General features: G+C 42.8%; 18 protein-coding genes. 11 read left to right on the top strand and 7 right to left on the bottom strand.

Translation table 11 applies throughout. The annotated features are described in order from the left end of the window. Nucleotides 1–8 precede the first annotated feature (8 nt). Together XDD1_RS13560 and XDD1_RS13555 are read right to left on the bottom strand one after the other, a co-directional pair. Nucleotides 9–602, bottom strand: coding sequence for an AidA/PixA family protein (locus XDD1_RS13560; protein ID WP_045971960.1), 594 nt, complete (start codon nt 600–602; stop codon nt 9–11). A gap of 500 nt (nt 603–1,102) precedes the next feature. Next, nucleotides 1,103–2,725 (bottom strand): AMP-binding protein, encoded by a 1,623-nt coding sequence (locus tag XDD1_RS13555; protein WP_045971958.1) that lies wholly within the window; start codon nt 2,723–2,725, stop codon nt 1,103–1,105. A gap of 178 nt (nt 2,726–2,903) precedes the next feature. On the opposite strand from XDD1_RS13555, the gene XDD1_RS13550 reads away from it, so the two are divergent. Together XDD1_RS13550 and XDD1_RS13545 are read left to right on the top strand one after the other, a co-directional pair. Beyond that, the gene (locus tag XDD1_RS13550; protein ID WP_045971957.1) at nt 2,904–3,650 is read left to right on the top strand and encodes an SDR family oxidoreductase; all 747 of its coding nucleotides are present in this window, start codon (nt 2,904–2,906) and stop codon (nt 3,648–3,650) included. Between the two features lie 120 nt (nt 3,651–3,770). Further along, a complete protein-coding gene (locus tag XDD1_RS13545; protein ID WP_045971955.1) occupies nt 3,771–4,451 on the top strand; it encodes an epoxyqueuosine reductase QueH in 681 nt (226 codons plus the stop codon). Nucleotides 4,452–4,650: 199 nt separating this feature from the next. On the opposite strand, the gene XDD1_RS13540 is transcribed toward XDD1_RS13545, so the two are convergent. After that, nucleotides 4,651–5,466: a helix-turn-helix transcriptional regulator gene (locus tag XDD1_RS13540; RefSeq protein WP_045971953.1), complete on the bottom strand. Its 816-nt coding sequence runs from the start codon at nt 5,464–5,466 to the stop codon at nt 4,651–4,653. Nucleotides 5,467–6,431: 965 nt separating this feature from the next. On the opposite strand from XDD1_RS13540, the gene XDD1_RS13535 reads away from it, so the two are divergent. Continuing rightward, entirely contained in the window at nt 6,432–6,926 is a 495-nt protein-coding gene (locus tag XDD1_RS13535; protein ID WP_045971951.1) for a bactofilin family protein, read from the top strand. Between the two features lie 216 nt (nt 6,927–7,142). Here the strand turns inward: XDD1_RS13535 and XDD1_RS13530 are convergent, their stop codons facing one another. From XDD1_RS13530 to XDD1_RS13520, 3 genes are all read right to left on the bottom strand, one after another. Continuing rightward, nucleotides 7,143–7,766, bottom strand: coding sequence for a hypothetical protein (locus XDD1_RS13530; RefSeq protein ID WP_045971949.1), 624 nt, complete (start codon nt 7,764–7,766; stop codon nt 7,143–7,145). Next, nucleotides 7,763–8,944: a DUF2515 family protein gene (locus XDD1_RS13525; protein ID WP_045971947.1), complete on the bottom strand. Its 1,182-nt coding sequence runs from the start codon at nt 8,942–8,944 to the stop codon at nt 7,763–7,765. Before XDD1_RS13525 ends, XDD1_RS13530 begins: the two co-directional genes overlap by 4 nt. A 99-nt stretch (nt 8,945–9,043) precedes the next feature. Continuing rightward, nucleotides 9,044–9,322, bottom strand: a complete 279-nt coding sequence (locus XDD1_RS13520; RefSeq protein WP_148886042.1) for a hypothetical protein — start codon at nt 9,320–9,322, stop codon at nt 9,044–9,046. Between the two features lie 260 nt (nt 9,323–9,582). Between XDD1_RS13520 and XDD1_RS13515 the strand changes: the two genes are divergently transcribed. Continuing rightward, nucleotides 9,583–10,179, top strand: a complete 597-nt coding sequence (locus XDD1_RS13515) for a GNAT family N-acetyltransferase (protein ID WP_084721043.1) — start codon at nt 9,583–9,585, stop codon at nt 10,177–10,179. A 75-nt stretch (nt 10,180–10,254) separates the two neighbouring features. On the opposite strand, the gene XDD1_RS13510 is transcribed toward XDD1_RS13515, so the two are convergent. Continuing rightward, nucleotides 10,255–10,875 (bottom strand): phage repressor protein CI, encoded by a 621-nt coding sequence (locus tag XDD1_RS13510; protein WP_045971943.1) that lies wholly within the window; start codon nt 10,873–10,875, stop codon nt 10,255–10,257. A gap of 172 nt (nt 10,876–11,047) precedes the next feature. Between XDD1_RS13510 and XDD1_RS13505 the strand changes: the two genes are divergently transcribed. From XDD1_RS13505 to XDD1_RS13475, 7 genes are all read left to right on the top strand, one after another. Continuing rightward, nucleotides 11,048–11,386 (top strand): DUF5347 family protein, encoded by a 339-nt coding sequence (locus XDD1_RS13505; protein ID WP_045971941.1) that lies wholly within the window; start codon nt 11,048–11,050, stop codon nt 11,384–11,386. A gap of 101 nt (nt 11,387–11,487) precedes the next feature. Continuing rightward, nucleotides 11,488–13,437 (top strand): replication endonuclease, encoded by a 1,950-nt coding sequence (locus XDD1_RS13500; RefSeq protein ID WP_084721144.1) that lies wholly within the window; start codon nt 11,488–11,490, stop codon nt 13,435–13,437. A 115-nt stretch (nt 13,438–13,552) separates the two neighbouring features. Then, a complete protein-coding gene (locus XDD1_RS13495; protein WP_045971938.1) occupies nt 13,553–13,795 on the top strand; it encodes a hypothetical protein in 243 nt (80 codons plus the stop codon). A 291-nt stretch (nt 13,796–14,086) separates the two neighbouring features. Beyond that, nucleotides 14,087–14,290, top strand: coding sequence for a tail protein X (locus XDD1_RS13490; protein WP_045971936.1), 204 nt, complete (start codon nt 14,087–14,089; stop codon nt 14,288–14,290). An 18-nt stretch (nt 14,291–14,308) separates the two neighbouring features. Beyond that, nucleotides 14,309–14,830, top strand: a complete 522-nt coding sequence (locus tag XDD1_RS13485; protein WP_045971934.1) for a lysis system i-spanin subunit Rz — start codon at nt 14,309–14,311, stop codon at nt 14,828–14,830. Between the two features lie 146 nt (nt 14,831–14,976). Further along, nucleotides 14,977–15,612 carry a phage baseplate assembly protein V gene (locus tag XDD1_RS13480; protein ID WP_045973611.1) on the top strand — a complete coding sequence of 212 codons (636 nt, stop codon included), beginning with the start codon at nt 14,977–14,979 and terminating at the stop codon, nt 15,610–15,612. Beyond that, on the top strand, nt 15,609–15,959 hold the full coding sequence (locus XDD1_RS13475) for a GPW/gp25 family protein (protein WP_045971933.1): 351 nt from the start codon (nt 15,609–15,611) through the stop codon (nt 15,957–15,959). Before XDD1_RS13480 ends, XDD1_RS13475 begins: the two co-directional genes overlap by 4 nt. Nucleotides 15,960–15,963: the final 4 nt, after the last annotated feature.

Below are 15,963 nucleotides of genomic sequence, written 5' to 3'. Positions count from 1 at the left end.
GTATATTATTAAGAGAGTATTGATTTCTGATCCAAAATAAGACCGGGTTCCATAGCAATGTAGCCCATCAGAGTCATTTCTCTATAAACTGCGATAATACACTCGTAGAACATAATACGTGCTGTACCCGCGTGTGGCAAGTCAGTAATTGTAGACATCCAGCAACAATTTTTCATATGCTGCATATCTATATTTAATGGATCTGTCATATCGACGCTAGGCATAAATGTCATGAAACTCTTCATGACAGGCATGCTCATCATCATTTGCATGTCGTTAGTATTCATCGACTGCATATTCATTGGTTTCATCGAGGACATATTCATCGGTGAAATTTTTACGGTGGTACACGAATACATTGTATCAATATTTAATGTTGTGACATTCCAGCGAAGAGTATCACCTATATTGGCTTTAAGCGTAATATTCAGTTCGTTATCGACTGAAACAAGCATATCATCTTCAGGCATAATACGAACATATTTATGGTACATAGAGGAGGGGTGAAGTGCGGAAGGATTATTGATATCTTTGCTCAGTTTACCATAATCATTCATAATTTCTTCAGCTTTTACTGCAACTAACATATCAATGTTTCTCATTGTAGTACCCTCATTAGTTAACGTGATTTTATAAGCTGCTTGCGGACTATATAATAACAAAGAAATATAAACGCCAAGCCATAAAAAGAATCTTATAAAAAAATAAATTTATCATGATAAAAGTTTTTTAAATAATATTTTAGGCGTATTGGTTATCAATTATATTTATTTAAATGGTTTCATGGGATTTGTTTGGCTATATTGCCATTTAAAATGGCTTTATTATTCAATGTGAATTTTTTCTTATCTAACTTATTAAATTACACTATGATATTGTTTAGTTGAGTGTATAATTTTCATTATCATTATACCCAATGGATTATCAATCTCAGCACGGCTAATAAAATAGCAACTTGAAAAATTTGAGAGATAAAGGGAGAACATGGTGGTTATTAGGTAGATAGTGATTATCAGGTAAGTTAACCGTGTTGGTTATAAGAATATTTATCTCAATGCTTACCTGATATTAATTTACCGTTATTGGTTTTATGCTTGTAATATCATTTTTTGACACGTTTTCTCAGTTGATCTTTTACAACTTTGCCATTGGCATTTCGGGGTAAGGTTAAAAAAGTATATCCTTTGGGGCGTTTATATCGTGCGACTATCGTACAAATATAATCATCTAACGCTTGCTCTGTGATTGATATATTTTCATCGAGTTCAATAAAGGCATGGGGAACTTCTCCCCAATAGGGATCGGGTTTTGCCACAATCGCGGCAGCCAAGACACCGGGATAACTGGATAGGGCATTTTCCAGTTCAAGGCTGGAAATATTCTCACCACCGGAAATAATGATATCTTTTTTCCTGTCGATGATTTTGATATAGCCATCAGGTTCGACGACCGCCAGATCACCGGTATAAAACCATTGATTGGTGATCTCCGGTGTGACATGACGGACAGGATCATAAGCGGCCACAATATTACCGCGGATTGCGACTTCACCGATGGTTTTGCCATCAAAAGGTACTTCCGACTGGTTATCTCGATCAATAACGCTCACCTGTCCCTGTAAATTAGAGACAATTCCCTGACGCATCCGCTTTAAGATTTTTTCTGATCTTGGCAATATCTGCCATTCCTGCTTATTGTCACAAACCACCACCGGGCCATAAGTTTCGGTTAACCCATAGACATGGGTCGCATTGATACCGACCTCATCCAGTAATGAAAACATCATTTCTGTCGGTGGGGCACCGGCAATAAGACCATAAACGCGGCCACCAAAATGCTGGCCATGCTTTTGCGTTATTTTGCCTAACGCGTAGTGAATAATGGGGGCACCACAATAGTGGGTGACGTTATGTTCCTGCATAAGCAGCATGGCTTCTTCTGCATCAAATTTCCTTATACAGATATGTGTACCCGCCCGTGCTGCCACTGTCCACGGGAAACACCAGCCATTGCAGTGAAACATGGGCAGCGTCCATAAAAAGATAGGATGCCTGGGCATATCCCAATCCAGAATATTGGAAATCGCATTTAAAAACGCGCCACGGTGAGAATAAACCACCAGTTTAGGTTGTCCGCTGGTGCCCGACGTTGAATTAATACTGATGGCTTCTTGTTCGTCAATTTGGATAAATGAGAGGGTTTTTGATGGATGTGCGGTGAGCAGTGATTCATAAGGCAGGCTTTCACATCCAGCAGGAAGTATAGGAACCGTTGGGCTATTTTTATTATCAATTTCATTATCAACAACAATTATCTTAACTGGATTATTAAAAGAGACATTATTTAATAGTGAAAGATAAGTTTTATCAACAAATAATATTTTTGGATGCAGTTTTTCAAAGACAAAATTTAATGTGGCGGTATCTGTACGGGTGCTCAAGGCATTGAGAATGCCGCCGGACAAAGGAACAGCAAAATGTAATTCAAGCAATTCGTGGATATTCGGTAAAAGGGCTGAAACTACGCTCCCCTTATCCACCCCCATTTGCTGGAGAGAGATAGCGATCTTTTCGCAGCGATTAGCGTATTGGTGCCAAGTCCAACGCTGTTTTCCATCAATGACGGCGATATCATTACCATTGCTTAATACCGCTCTTTTGAGAAATAAAATCGGTGATAATGCCGTGCCGGTATATTCATTTAAGAATGAATTATCGAGAATCATACTCTTCACCTCATATTATTGTCTTTAACAAAATTATTCTGTCTTTTAAAAGTAATCTCTGGCAGAAGAATAAGCAATCTTGATAAGATAACTACGCAAAAATAGATTGAATAGTGCTATTTAAGCTAATAAAAAACGTTATCCACGAATACGAAAAGAAAATACAAAAGGAAAAACTATGTTTAATTTAGCAGGAAAAATTGCTTTTATTTCAGGTGGAACTAAAGGCATTGGCAAAGGGATTGCCAACGTGTTGAAGCAAGCGGGGGCTGTGACCATTATTGCAGGAACTGATGAGGTGCGCGGAGCCGCCATTGCCAAAGAACTGGGCGTCGATTTTATTCCTCTTGATGTGACTGATCAGGCGGCATGTAAAAATGCGATTGATCAGATTGTTGAAAAGTATGGCAGGCTCGATATTCTTTGTTCCAATGCCGGTATTTTCCCACAACATTACCTTAAAGATATGACTGCGGAAGAGTGGGATTTAGTGCATACCATCAACCTTAAAGGGACGTTTTTCTTGGTGCAAGCTGCATTGAATGTGATGGAAAAGCAGCGTTACGGGCGTGTGGTTATCACGTCATCCATAACGGGAGAAATAACGGGGATTTCGGGTTACAGCCACTATGGTGCCAGTAAGGCAGGGCAACTTGGGTTTATGCGCAGTGCGGCGTTGGAATATGCGCAGCAGGGGATCACCATTAATGCGGTGATGCCCGGTATGATCATGACGGAAGGCTTGCAATCATTTGGTGATGAATTCCTCAGTGATGCGAAAGCGTCCACACCAATGCGGGCGTTGGGAACGCCTGAAGATATTGGTTATGCTGCCTGTTTTCTGGCTTCTGATGAGGCGAAATATATTACCGGACAAACGATTGTGGTTGATGGCGGGCTAATTTTGCCAGAAGTACCCGCGTGATTATCTTACAAAGATTGTCGTAAGAGAGTAGAAAAAGGTAAGATGACCTATCAAATAAACACAGGGAGGGGAATCGTTCTCTTCCTGGTTTTTTTATTGTCTGAATCAGGTAGAAATATTATGTCACTGAATAATGAGCGTAAATCGCTGCCACTGCCAAGCGGGCACAATAAAGTGCTGCTGCACTCATGTTGTGCGCCATGTTCTGGGGAAGTGATGGAAGCCATGTTGGCTTCAGGCATTGATTTTACAATATTTTTCTATAATCCCAATATTCATCCGCTGAAAGAATACGAGCTGCGCAAAGATGAAAATATTCGTTTTGCACAGCAGATGGGTATTCCTTTTATTGACGCTGATTACGACCGTGATAATTGGTTTGAACGCGCAAAAGGCATGGAAAATGAGCCTGAACGAGGTATTCGTTGCACAATGTGCTTTGATATGCGTTTCGAGCGAACCGCACTGTATGCCCATGAACATGGTTTCCCGGTGATTACCAGCTCACTCGGTATTTCACGCTGGAAAAATATGCAGCAAATCAATGATTGTGGTGTTCGTGCTGCTTCTCGTTATCCTGACCTGACGTATTGGGAATATAACTGGCGCAAAGGGGGCGGATCTGCCCGCATGATAGAAATCAGCAAACGTGAAGAGTTCTATCAACAGGAATATTGTGGCTGTATTTATTCTCTCAGAGATACTAATCGCCATCGTCTGGCAACTGGCCGTGAAAGAATCAAATTAGGTACGGTCTTTTATAGTGCAGATAACGGCAAAAAAGATAGCGAATCGCTGTAATCAAAAAAAAGCCTGCGCGAAGCAGGCTCAAAATACGGCAAAGATAAAAATCCCTGGTGGTGACTTAGAGCCTAGTCGGATTAGCTCTAAAACTGGCGATGAGTCACCATGACTATATGTGAGTGGGATACTGCCGTCCAATGGATTGCACAGATCAATCAGCGGAGATTGATCGATAAAAACGATCATTCATGACTTCTCAGGCATAACAAGCTCTGGCGCGGTTAGGTGTCCCACCAAAACGTCGGCGATAGCTTTGGGTGAAATAGGACTGACTGGAAAAACCCGATTCCAATGAAATATCAGCAATACTCATTTCGCTATTCAATAATAATTGATGAGCGTAAAGAATACGCTGTTCACTGATCCACGCTTTGGGTGAAGTGCCATAGACACTGTTAAACAGCTCCTTGAAAGAGGTCAGCCCCATACCGAATTCGCGTGCGAAGTCATTTAATTTCCATTCCTTGAGATAATGCGCTTCCATAAATGTTTGCAAACGTTCTACCTGACGGTTACTTAATTTCCGCAGAATAGACATTAACAAGGCTCCCTGTTGACCCAAAGAAAGCAACAACAATAACTCTTCAACCCTTAATTGAACCAAAGCGGGAGGGGAATCATGCGCCAGTAAGTTAGCTAGCCCGCGAATGCTTTCCGTTAACAAAGGGAATTGGCGAAAAGGAATCAACCGATAAGCCGGAAATTCCTGTCGCTCTATCTTACTGAGTAATGGCCCAAAACGTTTCAAAAAGCTACGTAAAAAATCCATATGTAAAGGTAGCCATAATAACTGGCAACTTTCCGTATGGGTTTTGGCTGTATAGCTTCCGGGGTGGGTAAACAGGATCTCATGCGATTTGATGTGATAACTATTGATGCAATCTTTCCATACCATTTCACCATCGAGTAAAATATATAGCCCTCTTTGTTTATGCTCAATGATATTGAAATCCGGCATAGATAATTGGGTTGTGCAAATATTCTTTTGATTTAATCCCGTCGTCCTTTTCATTTAATATCCCTAAATTTCCGTATCATGAGTAATCATTTTTTGTGATGAGTATATTTATTTTATATATTATATAACTAAATAAATATTTGTGTTAGGGTTAAGTGTAAATTTTTACGATAAAAAATAGTTTGTCTGTTTTTTTACCTTATGTTGATTAATCTTTAAGACGAACGTGGCTTATTATCTCTCCGCTGCGTGGGGAGGTAATAAATGTATTTTGAAGTGAGAAAAGTATACAAATATTTATATATCCTGATTATTGAGTTGGTTATCCTAAAAAATTTTATCGGCAATAAATATCAATAATATTCGAAATTTTAAAACCCAAACTAATTCATTTTTAAATAAATACTGCTATTTTCATTCACTAAGTGAGTTTTAACGGTTGGCTATTGGCAGAACTCTTTAACCTTCAGATTAATGTGTTCTTATGATTTTGATATGCTACTGGCTTATTAATGTTTTGTATCCATTGTTATGGAATTATGAATTTATATGGCTTGTGCCTATAAAAATAGGCAAAAAATGGGTTTTTCTGGATTATTTTATTCAATAAATATGAGATAATTCAACGACAAATCAGAGGATTAAACTCAAATGGAAACTTTATCCGTGTAATAACGCTATAAATGCCTCTGTTATAGCTTCGTAGATTGTTTTTTATACTTGTACAATGCTAGGATGTGTTTTCACAGCCTATTTCTGTTACCTGTGTTTCTATTACCTGCTAAGGCATATGCAAGATATATTGCTGATGAAATATAAGAAAAAACCACAAAAACGAGAACAATATGAAAAAGTATCGTTTTTCAGATAACGCTTTTTTATGCGGCGTATGGCTCCTTTGGGCAATTGCATTGGGACTATATCTGTATGGTGCCCATCGTAGTTGCGCCATAACAGCAATTTTATCTTTTTTCGCCTTAGTGTCTTACTTTATGAACATGAAATTGAGAATAAACGCTATGTTTGGAAAAAAAACAACCGAGTCACCTGCTGCCAGTTCTGTGGCACCCATTGTGGGCATTAAGACCGAAGAGAAAAAATTACCTGAAGCCGAAACTCGTCCCAATACCATTATTGCAAAAAACTCTGTATTCAAGGGTGATATCGAAATGGAAGGGGATATCCAAGTCTGGGGTAAAGTCATTGGTAATATTCGTGTAAAAGGCGGAGCCATTCGTATTATGCATGCCGGTAAAGTGGAAGGTGAGCTGAATGCCCCTGAAATTATCATTGACGGCCATGTTGAAGGGACGTGCTGTGCGGATACATTGGATATTCTTGAACATGGCGAATTACGGGGCATCAGCCGCTGCGGCAGCATGTCAATCCGGCGTGGCGGGCTATTTGTAGGTCAATCCGAACAGGTTGAGAATAAGAAAAAATCAGACATCGAGCGGGTTATTTCCATCAGAGACAACCAAGGTGACAAACCAAAAGCGAAAAGCAACGCTTGATTTATAGTGGCTTATAAAATACAACGGCCGGGAAATGGGTATAATTTTCCGGCAGTTTTGTTTTTATGGCTTGTATTTCAAGGGGGTGCTGTGATTGTTGAATGTAATCAGCAATGCAGCATAATCAGTGGTACCTACACTTCGATTAACCCAGAGAAGACAAGCACAGCGTGTCAGTATCGCCATAAGCCAAACTCACACCTATCGAAGTTTGCGTTATTGATTTACCCACGGCTTGGCAAGCGCCAGCGTAATCAAATATCGCTCTTCATCAGGATGCCGGTCATCTTCGAAAAGCGCCATACTCAACATAATCTGGTACTGATCATTGGCTTGCCAATAGGTTGTTCCTGCACCGCCTTTCATATTGCGAAGGTTCTCATGCAATTCTGGAGTATTAGCCAAGGGTAGATACCCTTTAGTAAGCTCCCAACCCGCTTTATGCCATTGATCTTGTAAATCCAATACAATCTTGATCGCATCGTCATAGAGTAACGGCTCAATTTGTGGTGACATACGTACGCCATCAATTATTCCATCATCAAACATAACAGTAAAAAATCGAGCTGGGGGGGTAACAAATCCATATTTAGGGTCAATAAAGCGCAAACGCGCATCTGTTTTTGGGACGTTGTACCAAGCATGCCCCGGAAGGTGCGGAGCAATATCGGCACTGGAACGCTGTCGCATATTCTCGTAAGGTTCACCAATCACCAATGCTATCTCTGGTTTATTGGAATAAAAAGAGTGATAGAAGTAGGCAGCAATCAGACTGAGAGCTATTAATAATGTGAGGATTAAACCAGCACGTCGTTGACTTATTTGTTGCAATAAACTCATTCTACACCTTGCCCTGCCGCAATATTTTTTAGAGATTTTTCGAGCAAATTTCGGTTGCTGTTATGTAGCATCTCATCAAAACGTTCTGCTGCCTTAAGCACGAAAGGCATACGTTGATTAACATCAGCGAGATTGGCATATGGTTTCTTATCGCTAAAGCTAATAGTTCTATCATCATCGACACGTCGGCATTGACTCGCCAGCGTTAACTCGACAGGTTCTGTTACATTAGGGAGAAGATTTGTGACATAGGCGAAATGGTTGCCACGCAATAATCCTACTAAAATAGCATCACTGTACATTGAGGGTTGTAAAATATTGACTTGTTCATGATAAGCGAGATATTCAACACTTTTAGCAATATTACCTGCTTCTATCGCTTCAAAGGTTTGCAGGATCTCTTTATAAAAGCGGCCAAATGGCAACTTCTTTTGGCCTATCGGCCACAATATTGGGAACTGGCTATTATCGTAGATTTTTTCGCGTAAGCGCAGACAAGTTTTAAGTTCTTTCAATCCGCGTTGCTTATAAAAAGCATGCAATGGATACACATCCAGAAATAACGTTGTGTTTCCCAATGCCATCATTTCATACACATGATTAAATGATGCCTGTGTTAAACCTGCATCAGGGATCGCCGTTGTCGCTGACAAGGGATTGTTGTCGCTGGTTTGCTGACGCTTTTTCATCGCTTCAGCAATATTCGCACTTTCACGTTCGCTCATCGGTTGTGGGTGAATTGGCCAATCCGATTGCCATGATGTATCTACCTCTATCATGCGCTCAACCATGCGTTTTTGGGCGTCATTGTCAGCTTGCATCTTTTCGACCATATCAGAGGCATGTAACAAACCACAACCGACTTGCTTAGAAGCGAAAGCAGCAAGACCCGCCCATTGGAAACGGTTATCGTGCAACCATAACTTAGCATAAGCTGCATTAATGCGTTTATTGCGCTCCTTGGGGTCTGCAATCAGTTTACCACCGGGTGCGACAATGTCTTCGGCCTCTTTCTGATACCTGCGCCAAATACACTCACAGGTGAGTATGGGGACATCAATGACTTTAATTTGTTTTCCATCTTTTTCTTCGAAATGACAATCGCACGCTGCGACAGATTGGGTGCTTTGGTACAAATCTATGTCATCATATTTATGTTTTTTAAAGATTTGGGTCATTTACGTCTTCCTGATTAAAATATGTTTAATATCATCCTGTTACTAAAATACGTATTGCCTTCCACACGCCTCATTTGTATTTTTAATGATGCGTGACAGCTATACTGGCTGAGGAGGATCTATTTTGACAGTGAAGGGGGTGCTGGTTAAACCTTCTGCAAGATTCATCCCACTACCATCACTCGTTCCTGAGTGCTCCAATTTGTTATTTTTCAATGTGTAAGACACATTAGGTATCGGTTTATTCGTGTCATCTTCAACAAGTTTAATGTATAAATCACGTTTAAGTATTTTCTGACAATCATGGCAATAAATAGAATTTTCATTACTCATCAATCTTTCTCCTGTTATTTCTCTTATTCCATCACCATTCATCATCACCTGCTGTCGTCGTTGCCAGTTCCCGCAGGTACAGCGATTCTTGGTTGTTTTTCATTGAATTTTACTTATATCTTATCCATCAGAGATCGGTGTCATGCTAAATTAAAATAATATCCAGTCAGTTGAGGTGATTTATTGTACACATTAATCAATAAAATTAATGAACTAATTAAATCCAATTTTTGTCTGGTTTTGGCGGAATATGGGGTGTTAACGGAATTTGTACAGGAATTCAGGGCATTAAAAGAGGCATAAAAATGATATCTAAAAATACATTAAATATAGTTAATAAGTTACAACCATTTTCGATTGTTGAATTGGAAACCGAAAGATTGTGGCTGCGTGGCTGGAAGGAAGAAGATCGGGAGCCTTTCTTTCGCCTAAGTCATCATCCTGAAGTCATGGAATTTTTCCCTAACACACTGACCAAAGAGCAGAGCAATATTTTTATCGATAACTGCATACGTAAATTTGCAACGCAGGGCGGTTGGGGGTTATGGGCGGTTGAATTAAAACAGAGTGGTGAATTTATCGGGTGTGTCGGCTTGAATATCCCGAATATTGAATTTCCATTCTCTCCTTTTGTTGAAATCGGCTGGCGTCTGGATAAGCCATTTTGGGGGCAAGGTTATACTTGTGAAGCTGCCCGCAGAATTTTTGCTTTCGCATTTACGGAAATCGGGCTGGAAGAAGTGGTCGCTTTTACTACCGTTTCTAATTACCGCTCGGAAAGTGTGATGAAGAAATTGGGCATGACCAGAGATGAAAAAACCTTTTTGCATCCGGGCCTGAAAGAGAATCATCCCTTGAGAGAGCACGTTCTGTATCGGCTGCGGCGTTCCGATTTTGTGTGAAACACAAGGTCATCCCTGATGGAAAGGGATAACCTTGATGGACGCTATTTTAGGCCGAAGGTGTATGCCGGAGGGTTATTGTCTGGAGATAACCAGAGCGACGCGGCCGATAAATTTGATGTCGCTGACGGCACAATCAAACGTGACATCGCTGTCGCTGACCCGAATCTTGCTGATTGGGATTTTGGCGATCTTTTTAATGCTGTGCATACCCTCAATATCCACCAGCCATAAGCCATCCTGAATATTATCTTCTTGGGTATCCAGCAGATACCATGAGGCACCATCATCAATAATCAGCGGATTTTTCAGTTCCTTGGAAATCAACTCGCTGTCCAAAATCACCGGATTAGCTTCATTAAGCTTACCGCCCGATAATTTTACGCGAGAGATGGACGGGGCAATGATATCTTCCAACCGTTCCGCTTTTTTGCCGCTTTCTCCATCTGGAAACATTTCTCCCTGACCCGTGCTCAACCACAGCAGTGAAGCGCCCGTTTCGAGATTGCACTGGATGATCCAATCCGCCGGAAAACTATCACGAAGGTAGCGATTTGCCATCGTGCTTTTGGAAACGCCCAAATGGTCACTCAGGGCCTGACGTGATTTATATCCATACGCGCGGACAAGACGTTCAATAGCAGGTCTTCCCCCACTATCGGCCCCCATTTTGATCTCAATATTGGTATTTTTCATTGACAGTACAGATAAGAGCTATTAGTATCCCACAAAAGTTCTCATATTGAGATCTTTAATGAGCCAAGATTGGTTAAGCCGAAAACCATCGAGAGATATTGCATCATGAACGCCCAAATTTCAATCTTTATACTCGTCGCATTTCAAGAGGCATTTGAAATGGAGGGAACATATGGCGAATACTGAAAAAGCAAAGTTTGCCCAGATTAACCTCGGCCAGCGGCTGGAAGGATTGAATCATTTGTCGAGGATCAGGGCGACCTATTGGGGGGAAAATGAGACGGAGTTAAACCGGTTTTTAGCTGATATGCGCGATAAAACAGACAGCTACTACGAAGAGAATAAACGAGCGTTATCGGCCATTTTCTATTTGGCGAATATCCCGCGCTCCCGCCATGACAGTGAATTCAACCATTTTACCCAAGCGGAAAAACAGGCGCTGATCAAGGCAATGAATCATATCAAGGTCGTGGTCAGTCAGTTTCCTAAGCACCTGACACTGGTTGGCTAATCACCGCTTTCTGTTAAACATTTTCTACTAAACACATTACCTCTTTGAACAAATGGCATGAGTACGCCAGGCCCTTGCACATCCTTAATATGGTGAAATTGATGAATTTTGATGTTATCTCGCATAAACAACATGGCATACCACAAGGCGTTTCAATGGCAGAGCGCTTGCTCTGGGAAGTCAACGCAGAAGATCATCAATGGCGTCACCAATATATCGGGCAGATGCCGGATTTTCTGGCGAAATATTTCAGCCATCGTTATGCCGATATCTTTACTCGTTCAGGCCGGCGTGAGGCAAATGCTTTCCTGAGAAAAACGGTTGGGCAGAATGTGTTGCCAAGATTGCAGTTGGCAAAAGCAAGGTATCAATTTCACCATCGTATCTCCGGTATGGCGCCTTTTCCTTTTATTGAGCAATTAGAAAATGTGGCGACCTATGATCGCAAACAGCTTTTGAAACTTGCCCACACGATTTCTGTTTTTATTTCCGGCAATTATGAGCACTATTCTGTGCTTGTTACCCAAAAGCCCTCATCAACCCCTGTTGACGGCCAAAACGATCAACCATTTTCCCGTGTTACCCGATTGTACCGATTGCTGGCAAAACTGACGTTGCAATGTGGTACTCATCCGCCTTATTGGCAGCGTTTCAATCGCGGCCGCAAAATGCCTTCTGTCGATCAACTCTGTTCGGGGATGTTGCGCATGATGTCGGCTCGCTGGTGGTATTTTCGTCTAAAGCACCTGCGTGATATTCAATCTGAACATATGGCCATTGCCGTTGGGCAGGTACAGCAAGCTGCTTCTCCTTACGTTTCACGTCAGGCATTGCGGGAATGGCTGGAACAAAAGCGGCGCAATCGTGAATTTTTCAAACACTTTGATTTGGAAAATGAAAAGGGGGAACGTATTTCACTGGCAGATACGGTTGTGCATAGCAATGCGAACCCGGCGATCCGCCGTTGTGAATTGATGGTCAGAATGCGTGGTTTCGAAGATGTTGCCACTGAAATGAACTGCGTTGGGGAGTTTTATACCATCACGGCACCGGCAAAATACCATGCTGTTCAGGGTCGGGGCGGATTTGTCAAATCCTGGAATGGCGCAACACCACGTGATACGCAACGCTATTTATGCCGGGTCTGGGCAAAAGCACGGGCGGCGTTCGCCAGAGCGAAAATCAATCTATTTGGTTTCCGGGTGGTGGAACCCCATCATGACGGTACGCCGCATTGGCATCTGGTGCTGTTCATGTTGCCAGAGCATTTGCAGCAGGTCAGAAGCATTCTTGGGCATTATGCCTGTCAGGAAGAGCAGGACGAGTTGCAGAACGATGAAGCTAAAAAGGCACGTTTTCATTATCAGGCGATCGATCCCAATAAAGGCAGTGCCACGGGTTATATTGCCAAGTACATTTCCAAAAATATCGACGGTTATGCACTGGAAGAAGAAAAAGACCATGAAACCGGAGAATTCCTGCGCGATATGGCGAAATCAGTGACGGCTTGGGCGAGCCGTTGGCGTATTCGCCAATTTCAACAAATTGGTGGTGCCCCGGTTTCGGTTTGGCGCGAATTACGCCGGCTCAGGGAAGTCCGTCTCGCTGATCATCATAAGATCAACGCCGTGTTACAGGCGGCAGATAAGGGGAATTGGGCGGATTATACTCAGGCACAGGGCGGGCCTTGGGTGGCGCGTCGTGATTTAGTCATTCGCTTATTTTACAAGAACATCCCTTTTGGCAGCCCTTACGGTGAAGATGTTCAATCCATCCAAGGTGTGACTTCCCCCTTTTTGTCCCACGCCGGATTTATTTGTACGCGAATTCACCAATGGTCTATTGTGCCGAAATCAGAATCTACAGTGACACCTGAACGAATTGTGTATAAAAGGAGCAAAAAAATTTCCCCTTGGAGTTCTGTCAATAACTGTACGGATGAACAGGAAAACAGCAAGATAAAGGGTTATCCAGACCGCCGCATTGCCATAGTAGAAAAATCAATCAAATTGGCAAATGTTTCTGCTAAAACAGCAAACAATAGTCACTAACTATCAAATTTAATCCTCAAAAAAGGCAAAAAATACTTTAAATTTAATCTTATTACGTGTACTGTATATACATACAGCTTATTATATGGAGGCAGGTAAATCAGTGGAATCTCTTATGGAATCATTGGTAGCGCAACGGATCAATTTTATTGCTCGAATGGCAACAAGTTGCGAATGCAATCATGCGGAAGACAAAGAGCTGGCACTGGTTTGGATAGCTGAGCTATCTGCACCTTATGAAACAAGGTTTAACAGTTACCCGAGTAAACTGGAAAACGATCTGTCAGATAATAAGGTGGCCGGTAACAAAGTGTTAAGCAATAAAGTGTTAAGAAATTCGGACTCAACAGAAAAATAGATTACTACACTATCCTGATACCAATTTTAGCATTGGAACCAGAAGCAGTACCTCCGTAAGAGTGACAGGGACTCAAAAGAGCAGTGACCACGATCATATAATGGAACTCATTTAAGAGGTTTGGGAGGATAATAGCCAAGGGGCAGGAAATGATTTCCTGCCCCTTAGTTTATGTGTGCTGCTTATCAGACAATCTCATCGCATTGAGGCATTTCGCTAATTATTTGATCATCACTCTCCGATTAACTAACTATTTTTTGCAAATTTTCTGCAAAAGAGAGAGGAGAGTGTATGCAAGTTATTGCACAACAAAATGAAACGGTTGATGCCATCTGCTGGCGTCATTATGGCCGTACATTGGGTATGACTGAACGTGTGTTGCAGGCCAATCCAGGATTGGCGGATTTTGGCGCGGTATTGCCTCATGGAACGCCAGTTGAAATGCCCGAATTTATGCCTGCCGCCAGCAAACCCATCATCCAACTTTGGGATTAATCAGGAGGCTGAACGGTTTTGTTAGGGATCAGAACGACCAACAAACTACCTTTGATTGTGAGCCTGATTGTTGGCGGCAGCCTTGGCTGGTGGGGGCATCGCTCGCTGGTTCTCAGTGAAGTGGCGAGCCTGAAACAACAACACGTAGCCCAGCTTGCCGCCATCAGCCAACAAGCTCAATCGGAAACGTTGGCTGTTATTCAGCAAATGAAAGCGGCACAAAATCGGGCAGCACAATTGGATGAATACTATGCAGGAAAATTAGCGGATGTTACCGAAGAAAATGCGACTTTGCGTGCTGACATCGCTGCTGGTCATCGGCGGGTGCAAATTGCCGCCGCCAACCTTGCTACCTGTCAGCTCACCCAAGACCGAGATACCAACGCCCGCAGCATGGGCGATGGAACCCAAATCGAACTCACTGCAAAAGCTGGACGCACTATTTACGATATCCGAGCCGGAATTATTCGCGACCAAGCCAAATTAGACTATTTGCAACAGTATGTACGCGAGGTTGTTCGGCAGTGTAAATCACAATGATCGCGATTTATTTCAAAGACCTTCTTTTATCCTGAAGAAGGTCTTTTATTTTATTGATTTAACATGATTTTATGGCTGGATTTGTAGGGTGTTTCCTACAAACCCAGTTTAATGCCCAGCCGGCTTTTCCATGGCATTCTTACGTCATGAACACACAACTCACTGAACTGATGCGCTTATTGCGCAACCTGATCCGCACCGGCGTGATTACCCAAGTGGATACCACAAAGGGAATGTGCCGGGTCGCGACAGGCAATCTTGAAACCAACTGGCTGCACTGGTTGACATCCAGGGCGGGAAACTCCCGCACATGGTGGGCGCCCAGTGTCGGTGAGCAGGTTTTATTACTGTCCATAGGCGGAGAGCTGACCACCGCCTTTGTATTGCCTGCGATTTTTTCAGATGAGTTTCCGGCGCCATCAACCTCACCGGAAGCAACGCACATCCAGTTTCCGGATGGTGCTGTGATGGAGTATGAACCGCAATCCGGCGCACTGACGGTGACTGGCATCAAAACCGCGACAGTGATTGCTTCGGATTCTGTCCATATTACCGCACCGGAAATGACCTGTGTCGCCAGCAGCCGAATTACGCTGGATACACCGGAAGTCATCTGTACGCAGCTCATGAGCACAGGCAACTTGATTGTGCGCAACGGCGGCAAAATGACGGGCAATATTGAACACACCGGAGGCACATTCAGTTCCAACGGCGTGATCGTGGACTCCCATAAACACACCGGCATCCGGTCAGGCGGTGACACATCAGGAGGCCCCGTATGATGTATCTGGGAATGAATCGGCAGACCGGCCGGGCGTTGACCGATTTGGCGCATATCCGGCAATCCGTCAGCGATATTTTATTAACCCCCGTGGGCAGCCGTCTCGCGCGCCGAACCTACGGCTCTTTGCTGCCTGAACTGATTGACTGGCCGCAGAATCCGGCGCTCCGGCTTCAGGTCATGGCGGCAAGCTATACCGCAATCAGTCGTTGGGAGCCACGTGTAGCGCTGACTTCCATCACGATGGAAACGCAACAGGACGGCAAAATGGTGGTGGATATTACGGGGACTTACCATCAATCCGCCCAGGAATTTTCACTTTCTATTCCGGTGAGTCATTCCCGGTGAGGTA

It is taken from the genome of Xenorhabdus doucetiae (genome assembly GCF_000968195.1).
Taxonomy (GTDB): Bacteria; Pseudomonadota; Gammaproteobacteria; order Enterobacterales; family Enterobacteriaceae; genus Xenorhabdus; species Xenorhabdus doucetiae.
The sequence above is the reverse complement of the archived record's forward strand: the minus strand, read 5'-3'. Positions and strand labels throughout refer to the sequence as shown.

Bases quoted from the DNA above. Each gene is read 5' to 3' on its own strand.
- XDD1_RS13550 (WP_045971957.1), top strand. From the start codon at position 2,904: ATGTTTAATTTAGCAGGAAAAATTGCTTTTATTTCAGGTGGAACTAAA.
- XDD1_RS13500 (WP_084721144.1), top strand. From the start codon at position 11,488: ATGAATTTTGATGTTATCTCGCATAAACAACATGGCATACCACAAGGC.
- XDD1_RS13510 (WP_045971943.1), bottom strand. From the start codon at position 10,875: ATGAAAAATACCAATATTGAGATCAAAATGGGGGCCGATAGTGGGGGA.
- XDD1_RS13525 (WP_045971947.1), bottom strand. From the start codon at position 8,944: ATGACCCAAATCTTTAAAAAACATAAATATGATGACATAGATTTGTAC.
- XDD1_RS13535 (WP_045971951.1), top strand. From the start codon at position 6,432: ATGTTTGGAAAAAAAACAACCGAGTCACCTGCTGCCAGTTCTGTGGCA.
- XDD1_RS13540 (WP_045971953.1), bottom strand. From the start codon at position 5,466: ATGAAAAGGACGACGGGATTAAATCAAAAGAATATTTGCACAACCCAA.
- XDD1_RS13480 (WP_045973611.1), top strand. From the start codon at position 14,977: ATGAACACACAACTCACTGAACTGATGCGCTTATTGCGCAACCTGATC.
- XDD1_RS13520 (WP_148886042.1), bottom strand. From the start codon at position 9,322: ATGATGAATGGTGATGGAATAAGAGAAATAACAGGAGAAAGATTGATG.
- XDD1_RS13515 (WP_084721043.1), top strand. From the start codon at position 9,583: ATGATATCTAAAAATACATTAAATATAGTTAATAAGTTACAACCATTT.
- XDD1_RS13475 (WP_045971933.1), top strand. From the start codon at position 15,609: ATGATGTATCTGGGAATGAATCGGCAGACCGGCCGGGCGTTGACCGAT.
- XDD1_RS13490 (WP_045971936.1), top strand. From the start codon at position 14,087: ATGCAAGTTATTGCACAACAAAATGAAACGGTTGATGCCATCTGCTGG.
- XDD1_RS13560 (WP_045971960.1), bottom strand. From the start codon at position 602: ATGAGAAACATTGATATGTTAGTTGCAGTAAAAGCTGAAGAAATTATG.
- XDD1_RS13545 (WP_045971955.1), top strand. From the start codon at position 3,771: ATGTCACTGAATAATGAGCGTAAATCGCTGCCACTGCCAAGCGGGCAC.
- XDD1_RS13530 (WP_045971949.1), bottom strand. From the start codon at position 7,766: ATGAGTTTATTGCAACAAATAAGTCAACGACGTGCTGGTTTAATCCTC.
- XDD1_RS13555 (WP_045971958.1), bottom strand. From the start codon at position 2,725: ATGATTCTCGATAATTCATTCTTAAATGAATATACCGGCACGGCATTA.
- XDD1_RS13505 (WP_045971941.1), top strand. From the start codon at position 11,048: ATGGCGAATACTGAAAAAGCAAAGTTTGCCCAGATTAACCTCGGCCAG.
- XDD1_RS13495 (WP_045971938.1), top strand. From the start codon at position 13,553: ATGGAATCATTGGTAGCGCAACGGATCAATTTTATTGCTCGAATGGCA.